The organism is uncultured Chloroflexus sp. (genome assembly GCF_937129525.1).
In the GTDB taxonomy this organism is placed as follows: Bacteria; Chloroflexota; Chloroflexia; order Chloroflexales; family Chloroflexaceae; genus Chloroflexus.
This window is the reverse complement of sequence record NZ_CAKZNK010000067.1, coordinates 86,601-112,572: the sequence shown is the minus strand read 5'-3', so window position 1 is coordinate 112,572 and position 25,972 is coordinate 86,601. Positions and strand designations below refer to the sequence as shown.

General features: G+C 58.4%; 21 protein-coding genes. 5 read left to right on the top strand and 16 right to left on the bottom strand.

Annotated features, from left to right (window positions below; translation table 11 throughout):
* The 5 genes from Q0650_RS08220 to Q0650_RS08200 all read right to left on the bottom strand — a co-directional run bounded on the left by Q0650_RS08220 (nt 1) and on the right by Q0650_RS08200 (nt 4,774).
* Complete coding sequence (locus Q0650_RS08220) at nt 1-1,035, bottom strand: type I phosphomannose isomerase catalytic subunit (RefSeq protein WP_298817765.1); 1,035 nt, start codon at nt 1,033-1,035, stop codon at nt 1-3.
* An 83-nt stretch (nt 1,036-1,118) separates the two neighbouring features.
* On the bottom strand, nt 1,119-2,102 hold the full coding sequence (locus Q0650_RS08215; RefSeq protein ID WP_298817764.1) for a 50S ribosomal protein L11 methyltransferase: 984 nt from the start codon (nt 2,100-2,102) through the stop codon (nt 1,119-1,121).
* Between the two features lie 4 nt (nt 2,103-2,106).
* Nucleotides 2,107-3,525 carry a cysteine--tRNA ligase gene (cysS, locus tag Q0650_RS08210; protein ID WP_298817762.1) on the bottom strand — a complete coding sequence of 473 codons (1,419 nt, stop codon included), beginning with the start codon at nt 3,523-3,525 and terminating at the stop codon, nt 2,107-2,109.
* 37 nt (nt 3,526-3,562) lie between these two features.
* Nucleotides 3,563-4,333 (bottom strand): serine O-acetyltransferase EpsC, encoded by a 771-nt coding sequence (gene epsC, locus Q0650_RS08205; protein ID WP_298817760.1) that lies wholly within the window; start codon nt 4,331-4,333, stop codon nt 3,563-3,565.
* 180 nt (nt 4,334-4,513) lie between these two features.
* Nucleotides 4,514-4,774: an FmdB family zinc ribbon protein gene (locus Q0650_RS08200; RefSeq protein ID WP_298817758.1), complete on the bottom strand. Its 261-nt coding sequence runs from the start codon at nt 4,772-4,774 to the stop codon at nt 4,514-4,516.
* A gap of 260 nt (nt 4,775-5,034) precedes the next feature.
* Between Q0650_RS08200 and Q0650_RS08195 the strand changes: the two genes are divergently transcribed.
* Complete coding sequence (locus Q0650_RS08195) at nt 5,035-6,807, top strand: CocE/NonD family hydrolase (protein ID WP_298817755.1); 1,773 nt, start codon at nt 5,035-5,037, stop codon at nt 6,805-6,807.
* Nucleotides 6,808-6,891: 84 nt separating this feature from the next.
* Nucleotides 6,892-8,061 carry an acyl-CoA dehydrogenase family protein gene (locus Q0650_RS08190; RefSeq protein ID WP_298817753.1) on the top strand — a complete coding sequence of 390 codons (1,170 nt, stop codon included), beginning with the start codon at nt 6,892-6,894 and terminating at the stop codon, nt 8,059-8,061.
* A 400-nt stretch (nt 8,062-8,461) separates the two neighbouring features.
* Here the strand turns inward: Q0650_RS08190 and Q0650_RS08185 are convergent, their stop codons facing one another.
* The 10 genes from Q0650_RS08185 to Q0650_RS08140 form a co-directional block, all read right to left on the bottom strand.
* Nucleotides 8,462-9,439: an ABC transporter permease gene (locus Q0650_RS08185; protein ID WP_298817751.1), complete on the bottom strand. Its 978-nt coding sequence runs from the start codon at nt 9,437-9,439 to the stop codon at nt 8,462-8,464.
* A gap of 12 nt (nt 9,440-9,451) precedes the next feature.
* The gene (locus Q0650_RS08180; RefSeq protein ID WP_298817748.1) at nt 9,452-10,456 is read right to left on the bottom strand and encodes an ABC transporter permease; all 1,005 of its coding nucleotides are present in this window, start codon (nt 10,454-10,456) and stop codon (nt 9,452-9,454) included.
* A 141-nt stretch (nt 10,457-10,597) separates the two neighbouring features.
* A complete protein-coding gene (locus Q0650_RS08175; protein WP_298817745.1) occupies nt 10,598-12,388 on the bottom strand; it encodes a peptide ABC transporter substrate-binding protein in 1,791 nt (596 codons plus the stop codon).
* Nucleotides 12,389-13,021: 633 nt separating this feature from the next.
* The gene (locus Q0650_RS08170; RefSeq protein WP_298817743.1) at nt 13,022-13,939 is read right to left on the bottom strand and encodes a PH domain-containing protein; all 918 of its coding nucleotides are present in this window, start codon (nt 13,937-13,939) and stop codon (nt 13,022-13,024) included.
* 128 nt (nt 13,940-14,067) lie between these two features.
* Nucleotides 14,068-15,600 (bottom strand): peptidylprolyl isomerase, encoded by a 1,533-nt coding sequence (locus tag Q0650_RS08165; protein WP_298817742.1) that lies wholly within the window; start codon nt 15,598-15,600, stop codon nt 14,068-14,070.
* 3 nt (nt 15,601-15,603) lie between these two features.
* The gene (locus Q0650_RS08160) at nt 15,604-16,029 is read right to left on the bottom strand and encodes a single-stranded DNA-binding protein (protein WP_298817741.1); all 426 of its coding nucleotides are present in this window, start codon (nt 16,027-16,029) and stop codon (nt 15,604-15,606) included.
* A 194-nt stretch (nt 16,030-16,223) separates the two neighbouring features.
* The gene (gene rpsF / locus Q0650_RS08155) at nt 16,224-16,640 is read right to left on the bottom strand and encodes a 30S ribosomal protein S6 (protein ID WP_298817739.1); all 417 of its coding nucleotides are present in this window, start codon (nt 16,638-16,640) and stop codon (nt 16,224-16,226) included.
* A gap of 204 nt (nt 16,641-16,844) precedes the next feature.
* Nucleotides 16,845-17,429: a nucleotidyltransferase family protein gene (locus tag Q0650_RS08150; RefSeq protein WP_298817737.1), complete on the bottom strand. Its 585-nt coding sequence runs from the start codon at nt 17,427-17,429 to the stop codon at nt 16,845-16,847.
* 104 nt (nt 17,430-17,533) lie between these two features.
* On the bottom strand, nt 17,534-18,901 hold the full coding sequence (gene selA, locus Q0650_RS08145) for an L-seryl-tRNA(Sec) selenium transferase (protein ID WP_298817735.1): 1,368 nt from the start codon (nt 18,899-18,901) through the stop codon (nt 17,534-17,536).
* Between the two features lie 3 nt (nt 18,902-18,904).
* Complete coding sequence (locus tag Q0650_RS08140; RefSeq protein ID WP_298817733.1) at nt 18,905-20,146, bottom strand: putative sugar nucleotidyl transferase; 1,242 nt, start codon at nt 20,144-20,146, stop codon at nt 18,905-18,907.
* A gap of 447 nt (nt 20,147-20,593) precedes the next feature.
* Here Q0650_RS08140 and Q0650_RS08135 point away from each other — a divergent pair, with 447 nt between their 5' ends.
* From Q0650_RS08135 to Q0650_RS08125, 3 genes are all read left to right on the top strand, one after another.
* Nucleotides 20,594-22,666, top strand: coding sequence for a molybdopterin-dependent oxidoreductase (locus Q0650_RS08135; RefSeq protein ID WP_298817731.1), 2,073 nt, complete (start codon nt 20,594-20,596; stop codon nt 22,664-22,666).
* A gap of 143 nt (nt 22,667-22,809) precedes the next feature.
* Nucleotides 22,810-23,484, top strand: coding sequence for a family 16 glycoside hydrolase (locus Q0650_RS08130; protein ID WP_298817728.1), 675 nt, complete (start codon nt 22,810-22,812; stop codon nt 23,482-23,484).
* 133 nt (nt 23,485-23,617) lie between these two features.
* Nucleotides 23,618-24,070: a hypothetical protein gene (locus Q0650_RS08125; protein WP_298817726.1), complete on the top strand. Its 453-nt coding sequence runs from the start codon at nt 23,618-23,620 to the stop codon at nt 24,068-24,070.
* Between the two features lie 105 nt (nt 24,071-24,175).
* Here the strand turns inward: Q0650_RS08125 and Q0650_RS08120 are convergent, their stop codons facing one another.
* On the bottom strand, nt 24,176-25,879 hold the full coding sequence (locus tag Q0650_RS08120; protein WP_298817724.1) for a triacylglycerol lipase: 1,704 nt from the start codon (nt 25,877-25,879) through the stop codon (nt 24,176-24,178).
* Nucleotides 25,880-25,972: the final 93 nt, after the last annotated feature.

Here is a 25,972-nt window from a genome sequence, read left to right as displayed (position 1 = left end):
CTAGGGGAAGATAGTGGCGGCACCGTCACCGGCACCGATTGTAGCTATGAGCGAAGCCAGGTCGGGGACGTATGACCGAAGCATGGTGGCCTCGGTGGCGATCACCTCATATGCTCCCAGCGTGGCCGGCAACAGTACTGCGGCCCCACGGCGCAATTCGAGGGTCTCGTCTTGCCACGCCAGTTGAGCAGCGCCGGCGATAACGGTCAAAATTTCGAGCGAACCGGGATCGGTTGTGGCGGCTACCCTCCCTTTCACCTGCCAGCGTTCCAAAGCAAACGACGAGCAGGCAATCAGGAGTTGCCGCTGTTCATCGAGCGTCAACGGCGGCACCTGGGCCGTGGTTGCCGGTTCCAGCCGACTCACCGCCAGCGCCTGATCGATGTGCAGTGTGCGGGGTTGCCCGGTGCGGGCGTCACGCCGATTGTAGTCGTAAATTCGATAAGTGAGATCCGATTTCTGCTGAATTTCAAACAGCATGATCCCGGCGTTGATGGCATGAATCGTCCCTGCCGGCACGAAGATCAGGTCGCCAGCGCGCACCGGCTGCTGGGCAAGCAGCTCTTCCACCGTACCATCGGCAATCGCCGTTGCCAGTCTGTCCCGTTCGATGGTTGCGCGTGTGCCAAGCGTTACTGTCGCTCCCGGTTCGGCAGCCAGAATGTACCAGGCCTCGGTTTTGCCGTGAAACCCGGTGTGCGCCTCGTAGGTGTGGGCATAGTCGTCATCCGGATGCACCTGTACCGAGAGCCGGTCGGCAGCATCGATGAATTTGGCCAGTAACGGAAGGTCGCCACCATAGCGAGCGTAGGGGCGAGTGCCAACCAGCGCAGCCCCATAGTCGCGCGCCAGTTCGCCAATCGTTGTCCCGGCTAACGGGCCGTTGCTGACCCGATTGCTATCGAAAACCAGCCAGATCTCCCCGATCCGTTCCGGGTGTGGCGGCGGCAAGTCCAGCCATGACGCCAGTTGCTGCCCACCCCAGAGCGGTTCGATCAGGCGCGGCTCACATAGAATTGGATAAAGTGCGTTCATACCAATCCAAAAGCGTAGCCGCTTTACCAGAGCTACACAGTCATTGTTACCAGTGACCGGTTAGAACTAGAACACGATCTTCATCATCGCGTATGTACCAGTGCAACCCATTCACCTTCAACATGGCGTTCGAGCAAGGTTAGCCCGACAGCGGTAAAGGCTGCCACTACCTCTGCCTCTTTCTGATCAATGATACCACTACTTACCAACCGTCCGCCGGGTTTGAGTGCTGCGGCCAGATCGGGGGCCAGCAACACCAGCACTTTGGCAATCAGGTTAGCGGCGATCAGATCGAACGTGGCGAGCGGTGTATTTGCGCTCAGCGCCGGGTCGGGTCGATCTGGCCCAAAATCCCCCGAGAGCCAGTGCCCCATCGCCTGACCTGCGCCAAGACTGCCCTCGGCCACCTGCACGATAGCCCGCACCTGATTGCGCTCAACATTCTCTTGCGCCACTCGCACTGCAATCGGGTCATTGTCGAGCGCCAGCACTGCGCCGGCGCCCAGTTTGGCGGCGGCAATGGCGAGAATGCCCGATCCTGTACCCAGATCGAGCACGTGATCATTGGGATGAACCAGGCGTTCCAGCAATTGCAGACAGAGTTTCGTCGTCGGATGAAGACCGGTGCCAAACGCCATCCCGGGATCGAGCAAGAGCGCGATGTCATCGGGTTGCGGCTGATACTCCAGCCATGACGGGACAATCACTATCCGCTCGCCAATCCGCATAACCGGATAAAACTGCTTCCAGGCGTTAGCCCAATCCTCTTCGGCCAGCGTGCGGGTCTGGATTGGCCCCAATGGCCGAATCTGGCTCACGTGCCAGAGCGCGTGCTCGATGCGCTGGCGCGTCTCTTCGACCTGCTCGTCGAATGGTAGATAAGTGCGAAGCCAGACCGGTCGATGAGGGTCGTATTCAAACTCTGGACCTTCATCGCCGGCCAGCCAGCCTTGTTCGACAACAACCCCGCCATTGTAGCCGTAGTGAGCCAGAATCTCGGCGACAGTCTCTACCGCTTCCGGTTCAACTTCAACCGCAATTTCAAGCCACGTGCCCGGTGTGTGCATACGGCTATCCCTGCCATTTCCAGCGCGTGCCTTGCGGGCCATCTTCGAGGATCACCCCCAGATTGGCCAGGCGGTCGCGCACCAGATCGGCCAGCGCGAACTGTTTGGCCTTGCGCAGCTCGCCGCGCACCTCGATCAGCAACTCGATAAACGGCGTGGCTTCGGTTGTGGCAGCCGTCTGTCGCGGTTGGAGGCGTAAACCGAGCACACCGGCCAGCTCGCGGAGCGTCTGCTGCCCGATGGCCAGCTCTTCAGCGGCAAGACCGGCATTGCGCGCTGCGTTGATTGCGCGCACCAGATCAAACAGCGCCGCCAGTGCTGCCGGACTGTTGAAGTCGTTGTCCATTGCGGTAATAAACCGCTCGCGGGCAATTGTCGCAGCCTCGCGCAACGCTGTGACTGCCGGCCCTTCGCGCGTGGTGCCGGTTGCCGGCATCAACGCCGAGAGCAACCGTTCGAGTTTGCGCTGATTGTCGGCAGCGATCTCATCGTTGTACGTCAACGGACTGCGGTACGAGCTGCTCAGCACAATCAACCGAAAGACATCGGCGTCGTAACGGCTGAGGAAATCGGCAATGGTCACCACGTTCCCCAGCGACTTCGACATCTTCTCAACCTGCCGGGTCTGCGGATTGACCAGTTGCAACATACCGTTGTGGACCCAATAGCGGGCGAAACGCTGACCGGTCAGGCTCTCGCTCTGAGCAATTTCGTTTTCGTGATGGGGAAAGATCAAATCGGTTCCGCCGCCGTGAATGTCAATCTGTGGCCCGAGATACTCCATCGCCATCGCCGAGCACTCGATATGCCAGCCTGGCCGCCCTGGCCCCCAAGGGCTATCCCAGGCCGGTTCGCCGGGACGGGCTGCCTTCCAGAGAGCAAAATCAGCCGGCGACTCTTTGCGCGGATCGACCTCGAAGCGGGTTCCACTGAGCATTTCGTCGAGCGAACGACCGGATAGTTTGCCGTAGTCATCGTCGCGTTGGACGCGAAAATAGACATCGCCATCGACGACATAGGCGTAACCGCGCTCGATTAATCCCTGCACGAAAGCAATAATGGCCGGCATGGTCGTCGAAACCCGCGGATAAGCGGTGGCCGGCAAGACATTCATCGCCTGTAACTGAGCCAAAAACTCTGCTGCGTACTGACCCGACAACGCCAGCGGATCTTGCCCCATCGCATTGGCGCGCGCAATCACCTTGTCATCAATGTCGGTAAAATTAACGATATGCCGCACCTGATAGCCACGAAATTCGAGGTAGCGACGGATCATATCGAAGACAATTGCCGACATTGCATGCCCGATATGGGCTTCATCGTAAGGAGTAACGCCACAGACGTACATCCGCGCGACGCCGGGTTCAATCGTCTCGAGCGGCTCGAGCCGCCGGGTCAACGTGTTGTAGAGCTGGATAGCCATATCAACTCACTATCTGGCACTGACGCGGGTATGCCTCTCAAATGCCCGCGCCTTGATTATACTCTTCTTCAACTGGCGCCGAGTCATCGATCAGCGTTTGCCAAAGCTGATCCGGCAATGCATCGTATTTGAGCCGGTGCTCTTCGTGATGCACGTGCGTGGCCGCTTCGAGATCGGCGATGCGCAATTCAAGTTCGAGCACTTTGTCGTGCAATCCACGCAGCATCTCGCCTTCAGGGTCAGGCAACTGCTCAACCCGTCGCGATTGTCCGGTGACCGGATCGCGCCTCGAGACGACACGTGCCGGCACGCCGACTGCAGTGGAATGGGGTGGAACATCCTTCACCACCACTGCGCCTCCGCCGATGCGCGCGCCGCGCCCGATGGTGATAGCCCCCAGCACAATCGCGCCAACGCCAATAACCACTTCGTCTTCAACGGTCGGATGGCGCTTGCCGGTTTGCTTGCCGGTGCCACCCAGCGTAACGCCCTGGTAGAGCATGACCCAGTCGCCGATTTCGGCGGTTTCACCGATCACCACGCCCATGCCGTGGTCGATAAAAAAGCCGCGCCCGATGCGCGCGCCAGGGTGAATCTCAATTCCGGTGAGAAATCGGCTAATCTGCGAGATCAGGCGCGGGATGAACGGAATGTTGCGGCGGTAAAGAGCATGAGCGAGGCGATGGAGGATAATCGCGTGCAGGCCGGGGTAGAGCAATACTTCGGCCAGATTGCGTGCGGCAGGATCATTGCGAAAAATGGCGCGAATATCATCGCGCAAGACACAGAGAGCATGTGAAAGACGCATCGGATTGCTCCGGCGAATAGTAGGCAACTGTCTGCCGATAACATGCGAACAAGAAGGACATTGGTAGCGCGCATCGTTGCGCGCACCCGACAAGCACACATACCGGGGCGTCGCCACTCAGGGCAACGCCCCTAGCGACAGTAGCATCCGGGGAAGAAGAGGGGAGGAGAGGCGAGCAAATTATTCGTCGCTTGATTCACTCTGCGCGCCACTTGTGTCACCTTTGCTCGCGTCATTGCCGGTCACCGAGCCGCTGCTAGAACCGCGGCTGTCGGTAATGTACCAGCCCGAACCTTTAAAGACAATACCCGCCGGCTGTATTACTCGCCGCACTCGACCAGCCTGCCCGCACAGACAGACGGTCAGTGGTTCATCTTTGAAGCTCTGGAATTGTTCAAATTGCTTGCCGCAGGCATCACAGGCGTACACGTAGGTTGGCATAGCCCTTTCCTACCTCCCATTGCACAGTTGTTTGATAATTTCACATTCTGTATTGTACCCCAGAGCTTCTGGATCCGCAATAAGAGCAATGTTAGAGCGAGTCGCAAGCATATTACAGTTCCTTCTACTACAGTGCCGGTCACGGCGATCGATGTTGAGAAACTATGATGTCGCGTAATCTTGAAGGTTGACACATCAAGCGGCGCATGTTATGATCAATGACGCAGCGTGTTATAAGTCATAGCACAGCGGAGTGACGCATGCGTTGGATCGGATGGTCTCTGGCTGGAGCCGGGATAGCAATGGCAACTGCATTTGCCGCCCGACGCCACCTGTTGGCCCGTCTGCTTGATTTGCGTCCTGCTGAATATCGCGTAACTGTTACCCGCGATCTTCCGATCCGGATGCCTGATGGCGTTGTGCTCTACGCCGATCGCTATGCGCCGAACGCCAGCGGTCTCTTTCCCACTATTCTGATTCGCACGCCTTACGGTCGTCCTGCTGAGCTGGGGCCGCTGGGAATCTTCGAACATACTGGCTGCCTGCTCTTCGCCGAGCGTGGTTACAACGTGATTGTGCAGAGTGCGCGCGGTCGGTACCGGTCAGAGGGTGTCTTTGAACCGTTTGTCAACGAAGCCGCCGATGGCCGGGCAACCGTCGCGTGGATCGGTGAGCAACCCTGGTTTGATGGCAATCTCGGTCTTTGGGGGCCGAGCTATGTGGGTTATACCCAGTGGGGGCCGGCCATCGATGGGCCTCCTTTCCTTAAGGCAATCGTGCCGGTTGTCACCAGTGCTCGTTTCTCGCCGCTCTTCTATCCGGGTGGCGCTTTTGCCCTCGAGTCAACGTTACGCTGGGTTTTCTTGATCCAGGCCACTAACCGGAAATCACTGCACCCAACGATCCTGTGGCGGTTATTTGTCCAGCGCGAGCGCATTCTGGCTCGCGCGCTTCAGCATCAGCCTTATGCTGAAGCCGATGCCCTGGCAACCGGCGCTTCTGTTCCCTTTTTCCAGCGCTGGTTGCGCGATACTGACCCGCATGGAGAGTACTGGTCGCGGGTGGATTATCATCGCCAGCTTCATCGCATTAACGCTGCAGTCCATCTGGTGGCCGGTTGGTACGACATTTTCCTGCCCGGCCAACTGGCCGATTACACGGCGCTGGTCGCTGCCGGCAAGCGTCCGTATCTGACCGTGCTGCCCCGCGCGCACAATGATCTCGCGCTCGTCTTTGAGGGGCTGCGCGAGGGATTGTGGTGGTTTGATGCCCATCTGAAGGGCCAGCGCGACCTCCTTTCCCGCCGTCCGGTGCGGATTGCGTTGATGGGTAGTCATGAGTGGCACGAGATGGATTTCTGGCCGCCGCCGGCCAGGATCGCGCGCTACTACTTGCAGGCTGACCGTAGTCTTGCCGGCGATATGCCGCCGGCTGGCGCGCCACCGGCCCGGTTTTCTTACGATCCGGCTCGCCCAACGCCGGCAATCGGTGGCGCTGTGCTCAGCTCTCAGGGTGGCCCACGCGATCAGCGCCTTGTTGAAGCTCGATCAGATGTGTTGACCTTCACCAGCCCGCCACTGATGCGCGATCTTGATGTGATCGGGCCGGTGCGGCTCTGCCTGTACGTCTGTACCGAACAGCCCTCCTTCGATCTGGTTGGCCGACTTTGCGATGTTTATCCCGATGGTCGCAGTATCAATATTTGCGACGGGATTACGCGGGTGCGGTCGGGCGTTGGTGAAACGCAGGCTGACGGCGCACGCCGGATCGAGATCGATCTCACAGCTACGGCGCAGCGTTTTCGGGCCGGTCACCGCATTCGGGTGCAGGTTGCCGGCGGCGGTAGTCCGCGCTGGGGGCCACACCCCGGTGATGATTGTCCCTATGGTCAACGTCGGGGTGGGGTTCCGGTCGAACATCGGATCTGTCTCGATGCCGATCATCCATCGGTGTTGCTGTTACCGGTGGTAGAACGTAGCGATCTGATGGAGTATCATACCGCGCGCAAGGCCGGAAACCTGGAGCGCAAATAGTGGAAGCTACTTTACCTCGCCCGCGCGGCGTATGTCCGTTTCGGTTCTGGATGAACGATCTTACAAGCGAAGGAGCAGCTCACAATGGAGTATGAACACAGCCCTGAGATCAAGATGTTTCGTCAGACGGTGCGCGAATTTGTAGACAAGGAGATCCGGCCCATCGCGCGCGCGATTGATGAAGAGGAGCGCGTGCCGTTTGAGACGCTTAAGAAGGCTGCCGATCTTGGCCTGCTCGGCGTTCCCTTCCCAGAACGTTACGGCGGTCTCGAACTCGGCATTACCGGCTACTGCGTGTTGATGGAGGAAATTAACCGCGTCTGCGCCAGTCATGCGACAATCATCGGCGCCCATTCCCAACTGGCGGCGATGAGTATCTATCTCGGTGGCACTGAACAGCAGAAAGAGACCTACTTGCGCGCATTGATTGAAGGTCGGATGTGGGGAGCCTGGGCGCTGACCGAACCGAACGCCGGTTCCGATGCTGCTCATATCCAGACCACTGCCGAGCGACGCGGTGATGAATGGGTCATCAATGGCCAGAAGATGTGGATCACCAATGGCAGCTTTGCCGATGTGATTGTCGTTCACGCTGTTACCGACAAGAATTTGGGTGCGCGTGGCGGTATCACTGCCTTTATTGTCGAGAAGACTATGCCCGGCTTCCGCGTTGGCAAGATTGAAGATAAGATGGGGTTGCGCGCCTCACATACTTCCAGTCTCTACTTTGAGGATTGTCGCGTGCCGGCTGAGAATGTGCTCGGTCAGGTTGGAATGGGTTTCCCCCTCGCAATGCGCACCCTCGACATCGGGCGGTGCGGTTTGGGCGCCAGCAGTATCGGCTCGGCCAAAGAGGCCTTTGAATTGAGCCGCAAGTATATGATTACGCGCCACCAGTTTGGTCGCCCCATTGCCGAATTCCAGGCCCTTCAGTTCAAGCTGGCCGAGATGGCGGTCAAACTCTACACCATGGAGCAGATTGTCTACGATTGCGCTCGCCGGGTCGATGCCGGTCAGCAGGCGACTCTCGAAAGCAGCATTGTTAAATACTACTGCACCGAAATGGCCAGCCAGATCATCGACGAAGCGATCCAGATCCATGGTGGCATGGGATTTTCGCGCGAGTTACCGCTCGAACGGATGTACCGCGATGCTCGCGTTACCCGCATTTTTGAGGGGACGAACGAGATCCAGAAGCATGTCATCGCCAGCGAGTTGTTGAAGCAGGTTGGCTACCGGATCCGGCTGTACTAAGCGCAGTCGTCAGGAATCTCTTGACAATTGAGGGCAGGGCAGAGAGCTACTCTCTGCCCTGCCTCACCTATGTACCCACTGATTTGTTGTCTCGGCGTGAGCTGTTTCAATCTCGTCCAGTCGCCAATTCACTGAAGAAAGGCTGCATTGAGCGACCATGCGGATCGAGACAGGTTACGTCAGGGTAACTCTCGATCAGGCCTGTCTGAGCGTATTCACATCGGCGCGCAGCGCGATCGTTACATTGTCTTCGTCCATCGCTCTGCTATGTTTGCCCGGCGGCTTCCACAGTGATGCGGTGTGATAGCCATTTTCCTTCGCTTCACCACAACATTCCCCGACTTCTACCGATGACCGGGTAGGAGATCAGCGTCATGCTTTGCCGACCGGCCATTATCTGCTAACGCTCGCGCGGATCGAGCGCATCGCGCAACCCGTCACCGAGGAAGGTAAACGATAGCATCAGACCGGCAATCAGGATCACGGGAAAGCTGAGCAACCACGGACCTGATGAAAGGTTATTGTAGCCCTCGGTCAACATAACTCCTAGACTGGTCGGAAATGGGTTATCTGGGTCAACCGATGGCCGCATACCCACACCCAGGATAGTCAACACAGCTTCGGCGCTAATCAGTGCAGGGATGCTGAACGACGTTGAAACGATGATTGGCGCCATCGTATTGGGCAGGATGTGTCGCCAGAGAATAGCGGTAGTCGGCACGCCGATTGCCCGCGCTGCTTCGACAAATTCCTTCTCTTTCAGCGACAGCACCTGCCCGCGCACGAGGCGGGCGATGCCTGTCCAGCTTACCAGCGAGACGGCGATGAAGATCAGGAGCAAACCGTTAAATGTGCGACCCAGCCACGTCTCTCGGAAAGCGGTGGAAAGAGCAATGATGAAGAGCAGATCGGGGAAGGCGGCCACAATTTCGGTAAAGCGCATCAGCAGGTTGTCGAGCCAACCGCCGGCAAAACCTGAGATGAGTCCGATTGTAACGCCAATCAGCAGGATGGCGAATTGCGGCACGATTCCGACGATCAGGGAGACCCGGATGGCGTACATCAGCCGGGACAACACATCGCGCCCCAGCGTATCGGTGCCGAGCAAGTGCTCCGGCACTCCCATGCGGGCCGGATTGTCTGTTACCCACGCCGGCGGACGAAGGCTATTGTTGGGGATCTGCTGTACCGGGTTGAACGGCGCCAGCACCGGAGCGGCGATTGCCACTACCACGTACAGCACAATGACGACCAATCCCACCATGGCGGCGTAGTTGCGGCGCAGGCGTCGGAGCGCATCTGACCACAAACTGCGCGGTTTGGTGTTTAATGTCTGGAGTTCGATAGGATTGGCAATTGGTTTCACCGACGAAGTCACGCCAGTTCCTCGCTATTTATATGTAATCCGCGGATCAAGCGCGCCATATGCAATATCAACCAGCAAATTCGCAATTCCTAAAAAGAAGACATAGATGAGCGAGCCGGCCATAATCATTGAATAGTCACGTTTGCCGATTGCGTCAACGAACGTTCGTCCCATGCCGGGCACTTGAAAGATGGTTTCAACAAACAACGTGCCGGTAATGAGGCCGGCTAAAGCTGGTCCCAGGATGGTTACGACCGGCAACAGTGAATTTTTCAACATGTGGCGCCACACAATCACCTGCCCGGCCAGCCCTTTGGCCTGCGCTGTGCGAATGTAGTCCTGCCGCTTCACTTCCAGCACGCTCGCTCTGGTGAGACGGGCAATGAAAGCCATACTGGTTGAGCCAAGGGCGACCGTAGGCAAGATCCACGGTTTGACCGGATCGCTCCAATCGGGAATGACGGTAAACCAGTTGAGAATGACAGCGAAAATGATGACGAGGATCAGACTGGTAATCAACGTGCCAAGCGCAACAAAGATTGTTGATGAAAGCGAGAGCAGATAATCGAGCCAGGTATTTTGTCGTAGCGCTGCCAGTATCCCAAGTGGAACGCCAAAAACGACGGCAAAGGCCAATGCTTGCAAACCGAGCCGGGCCGAATAGTAAAACTTGCTCGGTCGGGATGCTGTTCCCTCAAACAGTTCTTGCTGCACCGTGCGCGCGCCGCGCGAGGTATAGGTTGGCCCAAGATTACCGGCAATTGCGCCCCACTGGATCTTCCGTTCACCTGTGCGCGGATCGGTCACAATGTCGAAAAACATATAGCGGGTGAACTGGCGCCAGAAGGGTAGATCCATGCCAAATCGCTCGCGGAGAATGGCTTCAACGCGGGGTGAAAGCTGGCGACGTTCGGGTTGGGTATCGAAAGGCCCACCAGGGGTTAATTTGGCAATACCAAAAGTGACAAAGCCAACAATGATCAGCACCGGGATATTCCACAAAATGCGCCGAATGATATAGGCTGTCATAGCTAGCATTCCCGACTAGTTTGGCCCGCCGAGACCGGAGCATCCACGCAGAGCGGGCAAGAGATTGCTGGTGAGTCGGCTTCCGAACCACCAGCGGCAAGCGCATGCGCTGTGCCGCCGGTGGTTCATCAGTCATTTCGCTTAGGGCTGGACATCAACGTTAGGCAGGTTGAAGAAGCCGAGCCAGTAATCCAGCGGCGTGATCGTTTCAGGTGTAATCCCCTGCACGTATGGCTTCACCAGCACCGGTCCGCCGTTGTTGAGCATGAAGACGACTGGCGCATCCTCAACCAGAATCGTCTGGGCCTGCGCGTAAAGCTCGGCCCGACGCACCGGATCCTGTTCGATATCAGCCTGGCGCACCAGCTCATCGAGCTGCGGATTCGAATAGTTGACTCGCGCGCTGAGCAGACCGTTGGTCTGGAAGAGTGACACCCAGTTTTGTGGATCGGGATAGTCAGCGCACCAGCCCAATGAGAACATCTGCGGCGGATTATCTTTGGTAGCTGCCGCAAAGGCGGTTGGATCGATCGGATCGAGGATCACGTCGATGCCGAGGTTCTGCTTAAACTGGTTGGCAACCCACTCGAACCGGGCATTGTTGCGCGCCGTGCCAGAGTAGGTCAGGCGGATCTCAGGCAGGCCCTGACCATTGGGATAGCCGGCTTCAGCCAGAGTCTGTTTGGCCTTTTCGGGGTTGAACTCCCACAAGCGCAGGTCAGGCTGGTAGCCAGGGAATCCGGGTGGAATGAAGCTGTAAGTTGGCGAGCCAAGACCCTGGAAGACATCGCGCACATACGCTTCGCGGTCGAGCGCCTGCGCAAATGCCTGGCGCACCAGCTTATTGTCAAACGGCGGTCTGGCGAGGTTGAAGCCGAAGTAGAAGGTGCAGGAACCCGGCACATCAATCGTCTGCTGGCTCAAAACTGGATCAGACTCAACGGTAGCCAGATCTTCAGCGCCCACGCCCAGAATGTCGATTTCACCGTTCTGATAGGCCTGGAACGCGACCTGACCATCGGTGATCATGTAGTATTCAACGCGCTTGAGCTTGACCGGCCCCAGCGGCCCAACGTAATTGGGGTTGGGTTCCCATACCGCCTTGCTATCGTGTTCCCACTCCTTCAAGACGAAGGGGCCGTTGCCGATGTAATTTTCGGGGTAGTACCACCAGTCATCACCCTTCGCGACATCCTCTTCGCGCACCGGCGCGCCGATCCAGAGCGCCGCCATGCTGAGGAAATAAGGCGCTGGCGCGACCAGCTCGATCTGAAGCGTATAATCATCGAGCGCCTTGACGCCAAACTCATCGCGCAGCTTCTCAAGATCGAGCTTCATCACCTCTTCCATCGAGAGGCCCTGACAGGCAGCGGCGCTGTACTCACTGTAACCCTTGATAATGCCACAGGGCAGCGATTGATATTCGCCGGCAGTTTCAGGGTCGGCCAGCCGCTTCCAGGCATATTCAAAGTTGCGGGCCGTCAGCGGCGTGCCGTCGCTGTATTTGCCGTCGCGCCGCAGGGTAAAGGTGTAGACAGTGCCATCCGCTGAGACCTCAACCTTCTCGGCAGCGCCAGGGATCGGATTCATATCGAGGTCGAAGGTCATCAGGGCCTGATAGGCCATCATGATGAACTGGATTTCGTTTACGAAGCTGGCTTTCTGTGGATCGATATTGTCCGGCTCTGAGCCGGTCACCAGTCGTAGAACGCCCGGTTGCGCCGTGCCGAGCGCCGGCGCGGCAGTGGGTTGCGGCGCGGCAGTGGGTTGTGGCGCGACAGTGGGTTGTGACGCGGCAGTGGGTTGCTCAGCCGGAGCTGTCGTTGGCTGCCCGGCAGGAGTTGAACCTCCGCCGCAGGCTGCCAGGATTGGTAACAGCAGGCCGAAAAGCAGGGCGAGGACGAGCGAGTGACGCCAGCGAAGCAGATTCATCGCGACACTCCTTAAGTTACATCTGTTCCATATTGAGGATCCTATCGAAGCGGGGTTTTCAGAGCGGTATGCGCTGCGTATAGAATGCTATCGCCTCCTGAGCAAAGTGACTCACATTTGTGTTAATTGACTGTTCCTACTCCTCCTTTCTCCTCGGGTGGATACAGGACGACGCTTGACCTGATGATGTGCAGATGATGGTTGTGCGAAACAGCCGGAAGACGGTTATGTCAGTTCGACAGGTTACGATATTGCTCTGACGCAGCGTGAAACCGTCTATGTGGAAAAATTCCCGTTCGATAGTGGAGATCGTAGCATGCGATAGGGAAAATTGTCAAGACAACCAATTGCCTGATCTCGCGAGGTCAGACTCGCGCGCGTTTCCACGAACTATTGCGCTGGTCTGGGGCGGGACGAACAATGTCGCATCGATGCGCGAAGGTGCCTGGCAGTGAGCAAATCGACCGTCCGGTAGTCGAGACGCTATGACGGCAACGGTTGCAGCCGCCATTGCCCGGATCGTGGCAGGTTGGTGGCGCAATCCGGTTTTCCTTGCGCATCTGTGCAATAGCGCGTTGAGTGGGCATGTTTGGCCCACCAATCTGCCAACCCGATGGTCATCGCAACCAGAGTTCACGAGCGTAGCACTGCAATGGTCGCAATCGCAAAGAAGAGTTGAACTGCCGGAGAAAATCCTTGCCAGAGTCGGGCGGCGAGTGGACTGTGTCGGTATACGATTAGGCCGCCGATCACATTAAAAAGCGCGGTAAGCGCTGCCGCTATCGGCAAGAAGAAGATTCGCGCTCGCGGCGCAAGTTCGGCTGCGGCGCCAATCTGATCGCCGCGCCATTCAATCTGTGGCGGCAGGTTCGGATAGATAGCCGCTATGGCGCCGAATAGCAGCAGGTTCAGGATGATGGTTGTGAACAACAGTTGTCGTATTACCGGGTCGGCCCAGAAGTCGTAGACCAGAAACCTCGCTACTTCGATGCCCGGTGTCAGTGTTTGGATCGCGCCGAGACGACGGCGCTGTTCGAGTTCTTGCACAAAGCCGGCTGGGTCAACCGGTGAGATGGCATATGCTTCACCATTGGCATAGATAACCAGCGCTTCAGCAAGTGGTCGCGTGGTGAAGCGGTGAATAATCGTCCCATCGAGGGTTTTGACCCGGCCATGATAGTAGCCAATGCTGGACAGGACGGCGCGCCAATCGCTTATCGCCAGCGCCCCTTGCTCAATCCGATCAATCAGATTGAGAGGAATGGTAGCGTGGCTACCCAGCCACTGGATGTAGAGACCATTGCGGTCAATGCTGTAACGGAGTGTAAGCGCAGCGCCGGTGCGGTAGAGGAAGGCGACGGCCAGCGTCAGCAAAGCGAGCGCCACCACGACCTCCACGAATAACCACCCATTAATCGGCCACTGTTCGATTGGGCCGGTAAGGGTTGTGCTGAGCCGTAGCAGCAGCCCAATTGCTCCCACCAGGCTGATAATGGTGAGCGCGAAACCAATCCAGATGCGAGCTGTTGGAACGGGACGCCAGCGTTGCATAGGTAAGGAACAGTAGTGATTCTAGGCTTTGTCAGTGTGAAATGGCAGTCATTAGCAAGTGTGCAATCGTGATGACACTGCCGCAGGCCCGGCGCGCCAGAGCTAGCCGGCTCTGGCGCGCCACACGTTTATGGTGTCACCGTCGCTGTTGGTGTTGGTTCTGGCGTAACCTCGATTGTTGGCTCCAGGGTTGGCGTCGGGATCGGCGTCGGCGGGCCGGGCAGGTAGGTCGGTACAATCGTTGGCGCCGGTTCAGTCGGGAATGGCGTTGGTGTTGGGGTCGGCTCAGGGAAGCGCCGGATATCCGCTGCTGCCCGTTGCTCGGCGATCCAGCGGTCAAATGCCTCGGTTCGCGCCCGCTGCAACTGATCCTCTTTCGACGGGATCGTCTGGCGGGTTACTTCGAGAATGTGCCAGCCAAACTGAGTGCGGATCGGATCGCTAATCTGGTTAACCGGCAACGAGAAGGCTGCTTCTACCAGCTCTGGCGGATAGGTGGCGCCATTATCGGCAAAGCCATTGCGATCAAACGAGCCGATGTCGCCGCCGTTGTCGCGTGAACCGATGTCATCAGACCGTTCGGCTGCCAGGGTAGCGAAATCGGCCCCGGCGCGCAGTTGCGCCACGATGTCTTGCGCGGCTGGCAAAGCAGCGGCAAATGCCGCCTCGATCTGCTCTGCTGTAGCTTCAGCCGGCGGGTTGACGGCGATCAAAATCTGGCGCGCCTGGACTCGCTCCACTTCTGTGCTGGCAGTGAAACTTTCTTCCGGCACGAGGCGGGCTTGAATCTCATCGTTGAGCAACCGTTCACGGTACTGTGACAGCAGTGCCTCGCGAAACTCGTCTTTGCTTAGTTCTGGGCTGGTCTCGGTTACGATCAATTCCAACTCATAGCGGCGATAGATTTCATCAATAATCTGATCGAACTGAACCTGCGCTTCGGCTGGCAGTGGCGTTGGCACTGGCGTGAAGGTTGGGGCCAGAGTCGGCGACGGTTCGCGAGTAGGGGTTGGTCCCCCCGGCGTCGGCGAAGGCGTTGCAGTCGGTTCGGGAGTGGCTGTAGCCGCCGGGTCAATTGTCGGTTCCGGTGTCACGTTCGGATCGGGCGTAGGTGTGGGTTCTGGTGGTGGTGGAATGAAGATGAACGCCAGATCGGCCACTGCCTCTTGCTTTACAGCATCGTCGTTGATCGTGATGCCAAAGTCGGCAGCAGCGCGCTGTTTGATCTGACGATCAATCCATTCCGAGACAATCCGCTCTTCAATCTCGGCGCGACGCAAAGCCCGAATTTGTTGATCGATTACGATACTTCGCCCCTGAAATTGCTGGGCAAGCTGCGGACTGCTTGCGCCGAACAGGTCGAGTAACTGAAAGTTTTGATAAATCTCGCGCGCGTAAGCGAGGCGTCGCTCGCGCCAGTAGTCGCTGCGGGTAAGCGTGGTTGCGCCGACTTGCGCAACTGGACGGCTGGGGATCCAGAGCTGTTCGTAAATGACCCCACTTACAATTGCGATCAGCGCAATCGCCAGCGCGCTGGCCGTTGCGATAATGATCAGGCGCTGGCGCTGCTCTTCTTCGAGACGACGGCGCGAAGGGCGGCGCGGCGCGGGAGCTGGCGCCGACGACGGTGCGCTACGAGGCGGCTTTGGTGTTTGTGACATAGGCTAAAATGGAATATCATCATCGCCAATATCCGGTGGCGGTTCCCGACGAGGCGGCGGTGGCACGTCTTCCGAGCGAGCCTCTCGCGACTCACGCTGATCCAGCAAGATAACATCTTGTGCAACCACCTCAACGCGCGAACGTGGCTGACCGGTTTGGGCATCTTCCCACGCGCGGGTTTGTAACCGACCCTCCACATAAACCCGCGCTCCCCGCCTGAGATACTGGCTACAGATTTCTGCTAACCGATTCCATGCGACAACCTGAAACCACTCGGTTTCATCGTGGAGATGACCGTCAGGATCACGCCACTGACGACCAGCGGCTACCCGAAACGTGGCAACCGGCGTGCCGGTAGCGGTATACCGCAGCTCTGGATCGGCGCCAAGGCGACCAATGATAAGCACTTTGTTCAAATCACGCGCCATAGCACCCTCCAGAACGATGTGCAACCGGCAATCTGACCGCGCAAGCGGGGGTAGGGAACGTGCTCAAACAGTTGCATCATCTGTTTTTACGCTACCCCCGCCGAAGTGCAGGTCAGCAGACTTGTGCTTCGCGCATAAGCGTTGCTGACTCGCGTCAATGTTGCGATCTGTCTGCCGGCACGCCGTCGGCTACTCTATTCGTCGCTCAATGCCGGCTCTTCCTCTTCCTCAGACTCAGTCTCAGGCTCGATCGGGGGTGGCGGCGCCGCTTTGGATTCCACCAGCACCAGCAGATGGCGCAGAATGTTATCGTTCAGCCGAATTGCCCGATCCAGCTCGGCAACCTTCGACGCGCTCAGAGTCAAGGTGAAGAAGACGTAGTACCCTTCGGTGAAGCTGCGGCGACTGGCTTCGCCGGTCACATACTCGCGAATCGGGTAAGCCAGTTTGCGGCGCCCCCACGGTGACGATTGGCTCACCGTGTTAACCTGACCGCCTAGTTGCTCGACGGTCTGCTTGATGCGGTCGATATTGGCCGTGATGCCCTCTTCGTTGGCATACAGCGGGCTGATGATGATGACCAGTTCGTACTCTCGACGACGATCGCGCACACAATCCTCCTCTGGTGACGTTCCGCTCGCTTCTCACCCGGCGGCGCGTTCCAGGCGCAACGGCGGAACAGAAAGACTATTGGGAGCGTCTGTCCATCTCCGCTCCCGCGTGACATCACGCAATTATACCATACCTTGGCGACGGTTTGTCAGGTTTGGCGCCTGCGCATTATCTGCCGACATGGACATGCTGTCCAGCGGGCTTCAGTCAGTGAGCGAGCGCCAGGCTTCTGGCGTATCGACATCGATCACGATTGCCGGATCGGCAACCTCGTGCCAGACAATGCGTTCGGCGTGGCGGTTGAAGATGGCGCGCGCGCCGGTATCGCCGCGCAGGGTTTGGAGTTCGGCAAACAGAGGAGCTGCAATTATGACCGGGTTGCCGCGTTGACCTTGATACGTTGGAACCAGGGCCAGCGCATCTGGGGCGGCGTGATAGGCAGCGATCAATTCGTCGATGAGACGTGTCGTGACGAGTGGTTGATCGACCAGCAAAACCATAGCCGCATCACTGTCGGCTGGCAGCGCGCGCAGACCGGCGGCAAGCGATGTGCCAAGACCTTCCTGATAGCTAGGGTTAGTGATAATCGTGACCGGTAGTTCGCGCAAGGCTTCCCGTACCTGATCTGCGCTGGCTCCTACCACAACCGTGAGGCCGGCAAGCTGACTGGCAAGCGCTTGCCGGGCAACATACGTCACCAGAGGTTGCCCGCGCCAGGCGAGTAGCTGTTTGGGCTGCCCCATTCGCGATGACAGGCCAGCGGCCAGCAGGAGACCGACGATCTTCATAGGTTGACCTTCCGTATGATGCCCTGACATCCATCGTTGCTTCGGCAGAGTGTGGGCAACGTCTACCGGCTGAGCGCAGGCGCTCAGATTTTTCCCGCCCATATCTATTGCAGCGCTTGCCACGCATTCATGAGCGCAGTAGCCAGCATCTCATCTTCACCGGGAAAGACACTGCGGAGATCGCACAAGACCTGCTTATCGACGATCCGCGCGACTACCGGTGGTCTGCCGGCACGCAGCCGGGAAGCCAGTTCAGTCGCGTTGCCGACAACAGGTGAAATGGCCACGCCGGCGCTCGGCTGGGTAGCGCCGGGCAGTGATCCGCCGCCTACCGCGCTCTCGCAGGCAACTGCGCAGGCTGGAATGCCGGCGGCATTGAGCCTGATTGCAAGCGTTTCTGCCCGTTGTTGGAGGTCGGCCAGCGGCGTGCTGATCAGTTGCCAGACCGGTATTTCGCGTAATGCCGTGCCGCGCAGATAGCTATACAGCGTTGCGGCCAGTCCGGCAATCGTGCTCTTGTCGATGCGTAATGCGCGGGCAAGGGGATGGCGGCGCAACTTGCTAACCAGATCGCGCCGGCCAACGATGATTCCAGCCTGTGGCCCGCCGAGCAGCTTATCGCCCGAGAAGGTGACCAGATCGGCGCCGGCGGCTACACTTTCTTGCACAGTCGGTTCGGCCAGCAGCCCAAACTGGCGGGTATCGATCAGGGTGCCACTACCGAGATCATCGAGGAGTGGCAGGCTGTGCTCGTGAGCAACGGCAGCCAGTTCGGCCAGGGATGGTTCGTGGACAAACCCGATCAGGCGAAAATTACTGCTATGGACACGCAGGATTAACGCGGTGCGTTCGGTGATGGCGGCGGCGTAGTCGTGGCTGTAGGTGCGATTGGTGGTGCCAACTTCAACCAACATGGCGCCGCTCGCCCGCAACACATCGGGAATGCGGAAGCCGCCGCCAATTTCAACCGCCTGACCTCGCGAGATGATCACCTCACGCCCGGCAGCGAGAGCGATCAGCGCCAGATATACCGCAGCCGCGTTGTTATTTACTACCAGTGCTGCTTCCGCTCCGGTCAGTCGAGTTAAGAGCGATTCGAGATGGACGTGGCGTGAACCACGTTCGCCCGCTGCCAAATCGTATTCAAGATTGCTGTAACCGGCGCCAATGGTCTGCATGGCGGCACGGGCCGCTTCACTGAGCGGCGCCCGACCAAGGTTGGTTTGGATCACCACTCCTGTCGCATTGATGAGCGGGCGCAAGCTGGGGGTAAGAACGGTGGCTAACTCGTTGTGGATTGCCGCGACCAGCGCCGTTAGATCTGGTGGCGAAGCGCCCGCGGCAATCGATGCGCGCGCCTGTGCCAGTACTGTCCGCGCCGCATCGCGCACCAATTCATGGGGCACATCGGAGTATGCCGTGCCTGCAGCGCGGATAAGGGCGTCAACACTGGGCAATTGACGGAACGACATCACTCACCCCAGACCATCGCGGCTTGGTTGGGTCAACTCAAAGGCTTTGCGTAATACCTGCTCATAACTCGAGGTTAATTCACGTTTGCGGCGAGCCATGACGATGCGGGCTACGCTGATCATCGTATCGATCCGGTATTCGCGAAAGACCTCCCCACCCCAGGTAAAATGGGGCACGTTTTTGGGAGCGCTGTGCATGCCAAAGACATTCGATCCGGTGCCGATCATCGTGCCGCCGGTGAGATGCAGCCCGATGCCGAGCTTGACGTGGTCGGCCAGAAAGCATCCCAACTTGAGAATGCCGGTATCGATCTGACCAATCCCTTCCAGCAGCACCCGCACCGAGCCATAATTGTTTTTGAGATCGGAATTGGTAGTCATCGCGCCGATATTCACCCATTCGCCCAGCCAGCTATGACCGAGGAAGCCGTCGTGATGCTTGTTGGAGTAGCCTTGAATGATTGACGCCTCGACCTCGCCACCGACCCGGCAGACCGGGCCAAGACAGGTTTCGGCGCGGATGCGCGCGCTCGCGATCAGCGTTCCCGGCCCGATGTAGGCCGGCCCCTGGATGTAGCTAAACGGTTCGATCTGGGCCGCTTCCACAAAAACCGGCCCGTCGCGACTATCAAGTACCACCGGCCCGATAAGCTGCGCTCCCGGATCAACGTACACACGCTGGCCGTGCGTGATAACATGGGGCAGATCGACAGTCAGGCGAGGTAAACGACGAGCCAGCAATGGCTCATCACGGAGCAATTGCTCGCCTGCTTGGGTGATCAAATCCCAGGGGTAATTCAACAGTGCCGCTGTCACCTGTGGCTCGACGACCCGCGCAAATCGGAGTAGCTCATCGCGAGCGATGGTGGCTTGCTGCTCGCGCAAGTAGTAGATGATGGCGCTGGCCAGCGCTGGCGATACGCGCGCGCCAAGCAATGTGTCGCCGACCAGATAGACAGTGTTGACCGGCTCACAATCGAGGGCCGGCAACCACTCAAGATTGAGCGCTCGTCCATTGACAAACAGGATCGGGTCGCTCGTTGCCAGCAGTTCGGCCAGACCTCCCGGCGGTCCGAAGTGCGGCATGAGGTGGGGACGAGACAGACCACGCGCCGGTCGATTAAGGAAGGCAGCGGCGCGCTCGCGGGTGGTAAATGCGCCACAGCGCAACTCGAAGACCGGACGCGCCTGCACCAGAGTGGCGAAGTGGTGCCAGAGTTCGTCTTCAAACACGATCAGGGTCATAGATTACCGGCAATATGGCCTGTATGCAGTGGTTTGATTCTATTGCCAAGCATAACACAAATTGCCTGCAAAGTGAAAGTGATCGGGGTAGTGATGCGCAGAAGGAGTAATCTGAGGAGTCTATCGAGATGAGCTGATGGTTCGCAGGGTAGCCTTAGCGTTGTCATCGATCTGTAATCCACCGATATGCAAAAATTATCCACAATATCCTGCCAGTTATCCACATTACGATGCCCGGTCGTGGAAATGATGGGGATATGTCGATGAGGCCGGTCAGATCGATTGCAATGGTGGGCCTGTCAGGCATACTCTCGCTGTCTAACCAGTTCACCTGACGACTGCGCTGGCATCACAGGTTGTTGTTCAGTCTGCCGCTTACCGGCTTCTCTACGGTTCGTGCCGGTGCTACAATACGATTGATAAAAGTGAATGTCAGGAAAAGATGCTATGACTACCACGCTTGTTCGCGGTTGCTGCCCGCACGATTGCCCCGATACCTGCGCCACCATCACCGAAGTGCGTGATGGCCGCGCCGTTGCCTTTTACGCCGACCCTGATCACCCTGTCACGCAAGGCTGGTTGTGCGCAAAAGTGCGTCCGTACCTCGAGCGGGTGTACAGTCCCGACCGATTGCTCTACCCACTGCGGCGCGTGGGGCCGAAGGGGAGCGGGCAATGGGAGCGGATCAGTTGGGATGAGGCGATTGCCTCGATTGCAACGCGCTGGCAGACGATCATTGCCGAGTGCGGCGCCGCCGCGATCTTGCCCTATTCCTACAGTGGCACGCTCGGTCTGTTGCAGACTGCCATTGTCGATGCCCGGTTGTGGAACCGCATGGGGGCCAGTGGCCTGGATCGCGCCATCTGTTGCGCTGCGGCCCACGCCGCGGTCTATGCCACCCTCGGCGCGCGCTATAGTCCTGATTATGAGGATTTGCGCCATAGCCGCTTGATCATCCTCTGGGGGCACAACCCGGCTAGCGCCGGCCCACATGCGATGCCCTTTATTCGTCAGGCTCAACGCGCCGGGGCGTATGTCGTTGTTATCGATCCGCGCCGCACTGCCACTGCCCGTTCGGCTAATCTGCATCTGCCGATCCAGCCTGCAACCGACGGCGCGCTGGCCCTTGGCATGATGCACGTGATCTTTGCCGAGAATTTGCATGATGAAGCCTGGTTGGAAGCCCATACCATCGGTTGGCGCGAGCTACGTAATCGGGCTGCCGAATACGATCCAGAGCGGGTCGCGGCAATCACCGGCTTGCCTGTCGCGGCCATTGTTGATCTTGCCCGCCGCTATGCTACGACTAAACCGGCGATAATTAAGACTGCCGACGGTATTCAACGCCATCAAAATGGCGGCCAAACCTTCCGCGCCTTACTGTGTCTACCGGCAGTGGTCGGTCAGTACGGTGTGCGTGGCGGTGGTCTGGCCTACTCGACCGGCGGCTATGCGGCGTGGGATGGAGAAGCGGTTGGACACCGTTCAGAATGCCCGCCTCCGCCGCGCGCGGTGAATATGAACCGGCTAGGCGCAGCGCTTACCGGTGAAGTGACCGATCCACCGATCATGTCACTCTTTGTCTACTGCGCCAATCCGCTCGCGTCATCACCCAATGCCGGCCTGATCGAACAGGGTTTGCGCCGCGAAGATCTCTTCACCGTAGTGCATGACCTCTTCATGACCGATACTGCGCGCTATGCCGATATTGTGCTGCCGGCGACCAGTCAGCTCGAACATCTCGATTTGCATCGCGCCTATGGTCACCGGTACCTGACTCTCAACCAGCCGGCAATTGCGCCGTTAGGTGAAGCAAAGAGCAATTGGGATGTGAGCCGTTTACTGGCGACTGCCATGGGGTATACCGAGCCGTGGTTGCACGAGAGTGCTGAAGAAGCGATTCGCGGCGTGCTTGACGCTTCCAGGGCGCGCAATCCCTTTTTCGCCGGTATAACCTATGAACGTTTGCAACGCGAGGGTACGGTACGGTTGGCGCTCACTCCAGAAACGGAAGTGCCGTTTGCTGATGGTCATTTCCCCACACCATCGGGCAAAGTAGAATTGTGGAGCGCAGCTATGGCGGCGCAGGGCCTCGATCCCTTGCCGTACTATGAACCGCCGACCGAGTATGTGAACCATCCGCTAACCGAGGGCTGGTTGACGCTCATCTCGGCAGCGCCGCATCACTTTGTCTCATCGAGCCTGGCCAATCAGCCCAGTCTGCGCGCTAAAGAGGGGCCGCCTGTCCTTGAGATGAACCCTGCTGACGCCGCGCTGCGCGGAATTCGTGATGGCGATACGGTTACAGTTGGAAACGAACGTGGTCAATGCCGACTGCGCGCTGTTATCAGTGACAATGTGCCGGTGGGAGTTGTCTTCGCCGCAAAAGGTCATTGGGCCTGTCTCTCTCCTGATGGTCGTAACGTCAACTGGACGACCTCTGACGCGCTGGCCGATTTGGGTGGACAGAGCACATTTCACAGCAACCGGGTGCGTGTCTGGACAGAGGAGAATGCCTGACGCACAGTGATCATATGGTTGCGATCACGAAGCGGTAAGGTTACCTGATCAGAGCCAAATCACCATGCCACTTGACGCCACTTTCACACATCGCTGCGCGCCTGCGCCTCTCCTCTTCGCGTTCGTTCACAGGAGGCGTCACTATGAAACAGGATTGCGCCAGTAACGCCGGTCAGTCGTTTGTCGAGTTAGCGCTCCTCCTGGGGCTGGTAGCAGCAGTCGTGGTGGCGGGGTTAACGCTCACCGGAGAAGGGGCGCGTGACGCGCTTTGCCGTGCCGCGAGTACTTTTGGGGTGGAATGTGGCGATCTGTTGTACGATGATTTTTCTCAGATCGATGACTGGTCAGTCTTGCAAGGACGCTGGCAGGTCCGGGATGGTCGCCTCTGTATCGACGGCCCAGGACGCATCTATCGCCCGCTTGAACGCAATGATTACGTGATCAACGTTGATCTCGCTCGCATCACCAAAGGCAATGGATACGGCATCTTCTTCCGGGATTCGGGAGGGGCGAAATTCAACGGCTACTCCTTTCAGTACGATCCGGGGTATGGCCGAGGCGCCTTCATCATTCGCAAATGGGTGAATGGCAATGAGTTGTCAATGCCGATTGCCCGGCGTGATGCTCCAGGCTACGATTGGTATGGCACCGATCGCCAGGTACGGGTGGAAGTGCGCGGCGATACCTTCACTGCCTATGTCGATGGTCAACCGGTGGTGCAGGCGCGTGACAGTAGCTTCACCAGCGGTGGAATCGGTTTTCGCAGTTGGGATGCGTCGAGCGCCTGTTTCGACGATCTACGGGTTCAGCGACCGTGATGGAGCGTGAGGTCCTGCAACATTGCGTTTTCGCGAACTGGAAAACTCGATTCCGCAGTGCCCTCGAACTGTGATGGAGTCAAGGCCCGACACGATTGCGTCTACTCCCTGAAATGTCTAGCGAGGTATAGCTATGAGCACGCCAGAACCACCTTCTCAACCGCCGGCAGGCAGTCCGGTCGATCCTGATTACTACGTGAAGTGGCAACCGCCGTTGATCCCCCCTGGTCAGGGTCGGCGTATCGTGCGGATCGCTATCATGGCGCTAATCGTTGTTCTGCTGGTGATGGGAGCAGTTGCATTATGGCGCAGCAACCTGATCGCGCTGCCCGGTGGTCGCGGCACAATTGTTGGGCGTGTTGCTGCCCCTACTGCTGGCGCTGTTGTCTTCACGCTGGCGAACCCAACCGAAATTCCGGTAGCTGACGATGGCAGCTTTGCGCTGCCCGACGTGCCCTCAGGCCGCCAGATGCTGTATGTTGCTCTGTCCGGGGTTGCTTGGGAAGTGCCGGTTGAGGTACCCAATCAGGGCACGGTAGATGTGGGAGTGATCACAGTGGAAGTAACTGCCGAACCGGTACAATAATGCTCACATCTGGGCCAACCGGAGCGCTGCGCGCGAGATTCTGTGTAAGTGAGCCTGACATTTCAAGCAAGGGGGCGCAAGAACCCTACGCCCCCTTGCAGTCTATTACCCGCCTGTGCGCACCTGTTTGAGAGCAGTAATGATCGCCAGCGCCCGCTCTCGCTCGTCACCGGCTATAGTCTGGCACAGCTCAATCAGACTATTGATCATCTGACGGCGTTGATCTGGCGGCGCTGCCATCATCGCGTCGATCATGGTCGGATCGCCGCTGAGTGCGCCACTCAGGCGTTCATCCGCGACCGGCGCTGCCCCTAATATGCCGCCCTGATCGCGCATCGCGGCACCCAGGCGTTCGATAGCATTCATCATCGTGGCGCGAGCGTCGAAGTTGATTTGGGGCGCTTCGGTGGCGCTGCGCAGGGTGACGGTATAGAAGAGATCGCTTTCGCGGGCAATATCGCCTTCGATAGTGGTGATCGTCGGTTCGGTCGCTGCGCTTGCGCCGACACCGCCGAGTACCGGCGGCTCACCCATGCCGATCAGCATGGTACCTACTGTGAAATGACCGTAATCAGTGCCATGAACAACCATCCGGTAATCGCCGGCTGTTGGATTATCGATAACGATCAGATTTAGCGCCTTGCCGGCATGGCCGTAATTGTGCCCCTTCATACGTCGTTGCCGTCGGCGCGGCGCGCGGCCTGTTCCTGCGCCCAGCACGCCGACAGGCGCAATTGGTGGGCCGGATGGCGTCTCGACTTCGACCGTGACCGGTGACGCCGTCATGATCAGCAGCCGCGGCGTGGGGGATGATGGCGCTACAGCGGGCGCAGCGCCGAGCACGGCAGGGCTGATCCCTAGCTCGCCGAAGATCAGCTCTAGCGTCTGTGGACTGTCAGGTAATGCGCCATGGCTGATCGCCAGCGGTGGCAGGTTGTTGGCATGGGCTACGGTTGCCATACGCTGCAAGACTGTGCCGTCACCTTGCGCGTCATAGATCCGATTGAGCGGGATGCCATCGCTGTACCGCAGCGGATGATCGGCTGGCGGTGGACCGACCAGAATTGCGCTGAGGGTATTAAACCCAACGCCGGTAATGGTCGTCACCGCGACGCGCTGGGTCAGGGTCGTTACAGTTGCGCTTTGATTGATCATCTCGCCCCACAGATTGCGGTTATTCATGCTGGCAATTGGCTTAAGCTGCGGTGGATTGCCACTGAGCAAATAATCTTCAATTGGCAGCAAATCGCGCGCGCCGGGCACCTGAGTCTGGATCGTCTTCACCTTGTCTAGTTCAGTTTGAATCGGGTGAATATGACGGAGATACCACAAATAGACAGCAAAAACGGTGCGTAACGTCTCGTCGGTATGCGGTTCGGCACCAGCCCAGGCGGTGTACGCTTCCGCCGACCCGCGATGTGGAGTGCCGAGGGTGATCAAGCGAGCAACATCGTTCCGGCTAAGGTACTCTGGCGATTGAATATAGCTACGCGCCACCAGCCCACCCATGCTGTGGCCGATAAGAATCACTTTGCTGGCGTTGGCGGCCTTCTTTGCCCGGTCGATCCAGCCGACCAGATATCGTCGCGCGCTCTCTTCAACCGGTTTGCGCCAATCGTAAAAGGCAACGAAGAGATCGCGGTTACGGCGGTAGCCAGCCTGGGTAAAAGCTTGCAACAAATACTTGCCGTAATCGACAAACGGGGGAAAGCTCCAGCCGTTCAATGTGGGGCCACGCCAGTCGAGCAACACCGGCAGGTTGAATGAACCGGTAAAACCGGGAATGAAGATCACGGGCAGGCTTGACATAGTAGCTCCTTCCTCTTCCAGAGGCGCTGTGGTGAAGATGGTGGGTGGTAGCTGTCTTGCGCGCTATGCCAGCGCAACCTGACCAGATCATTC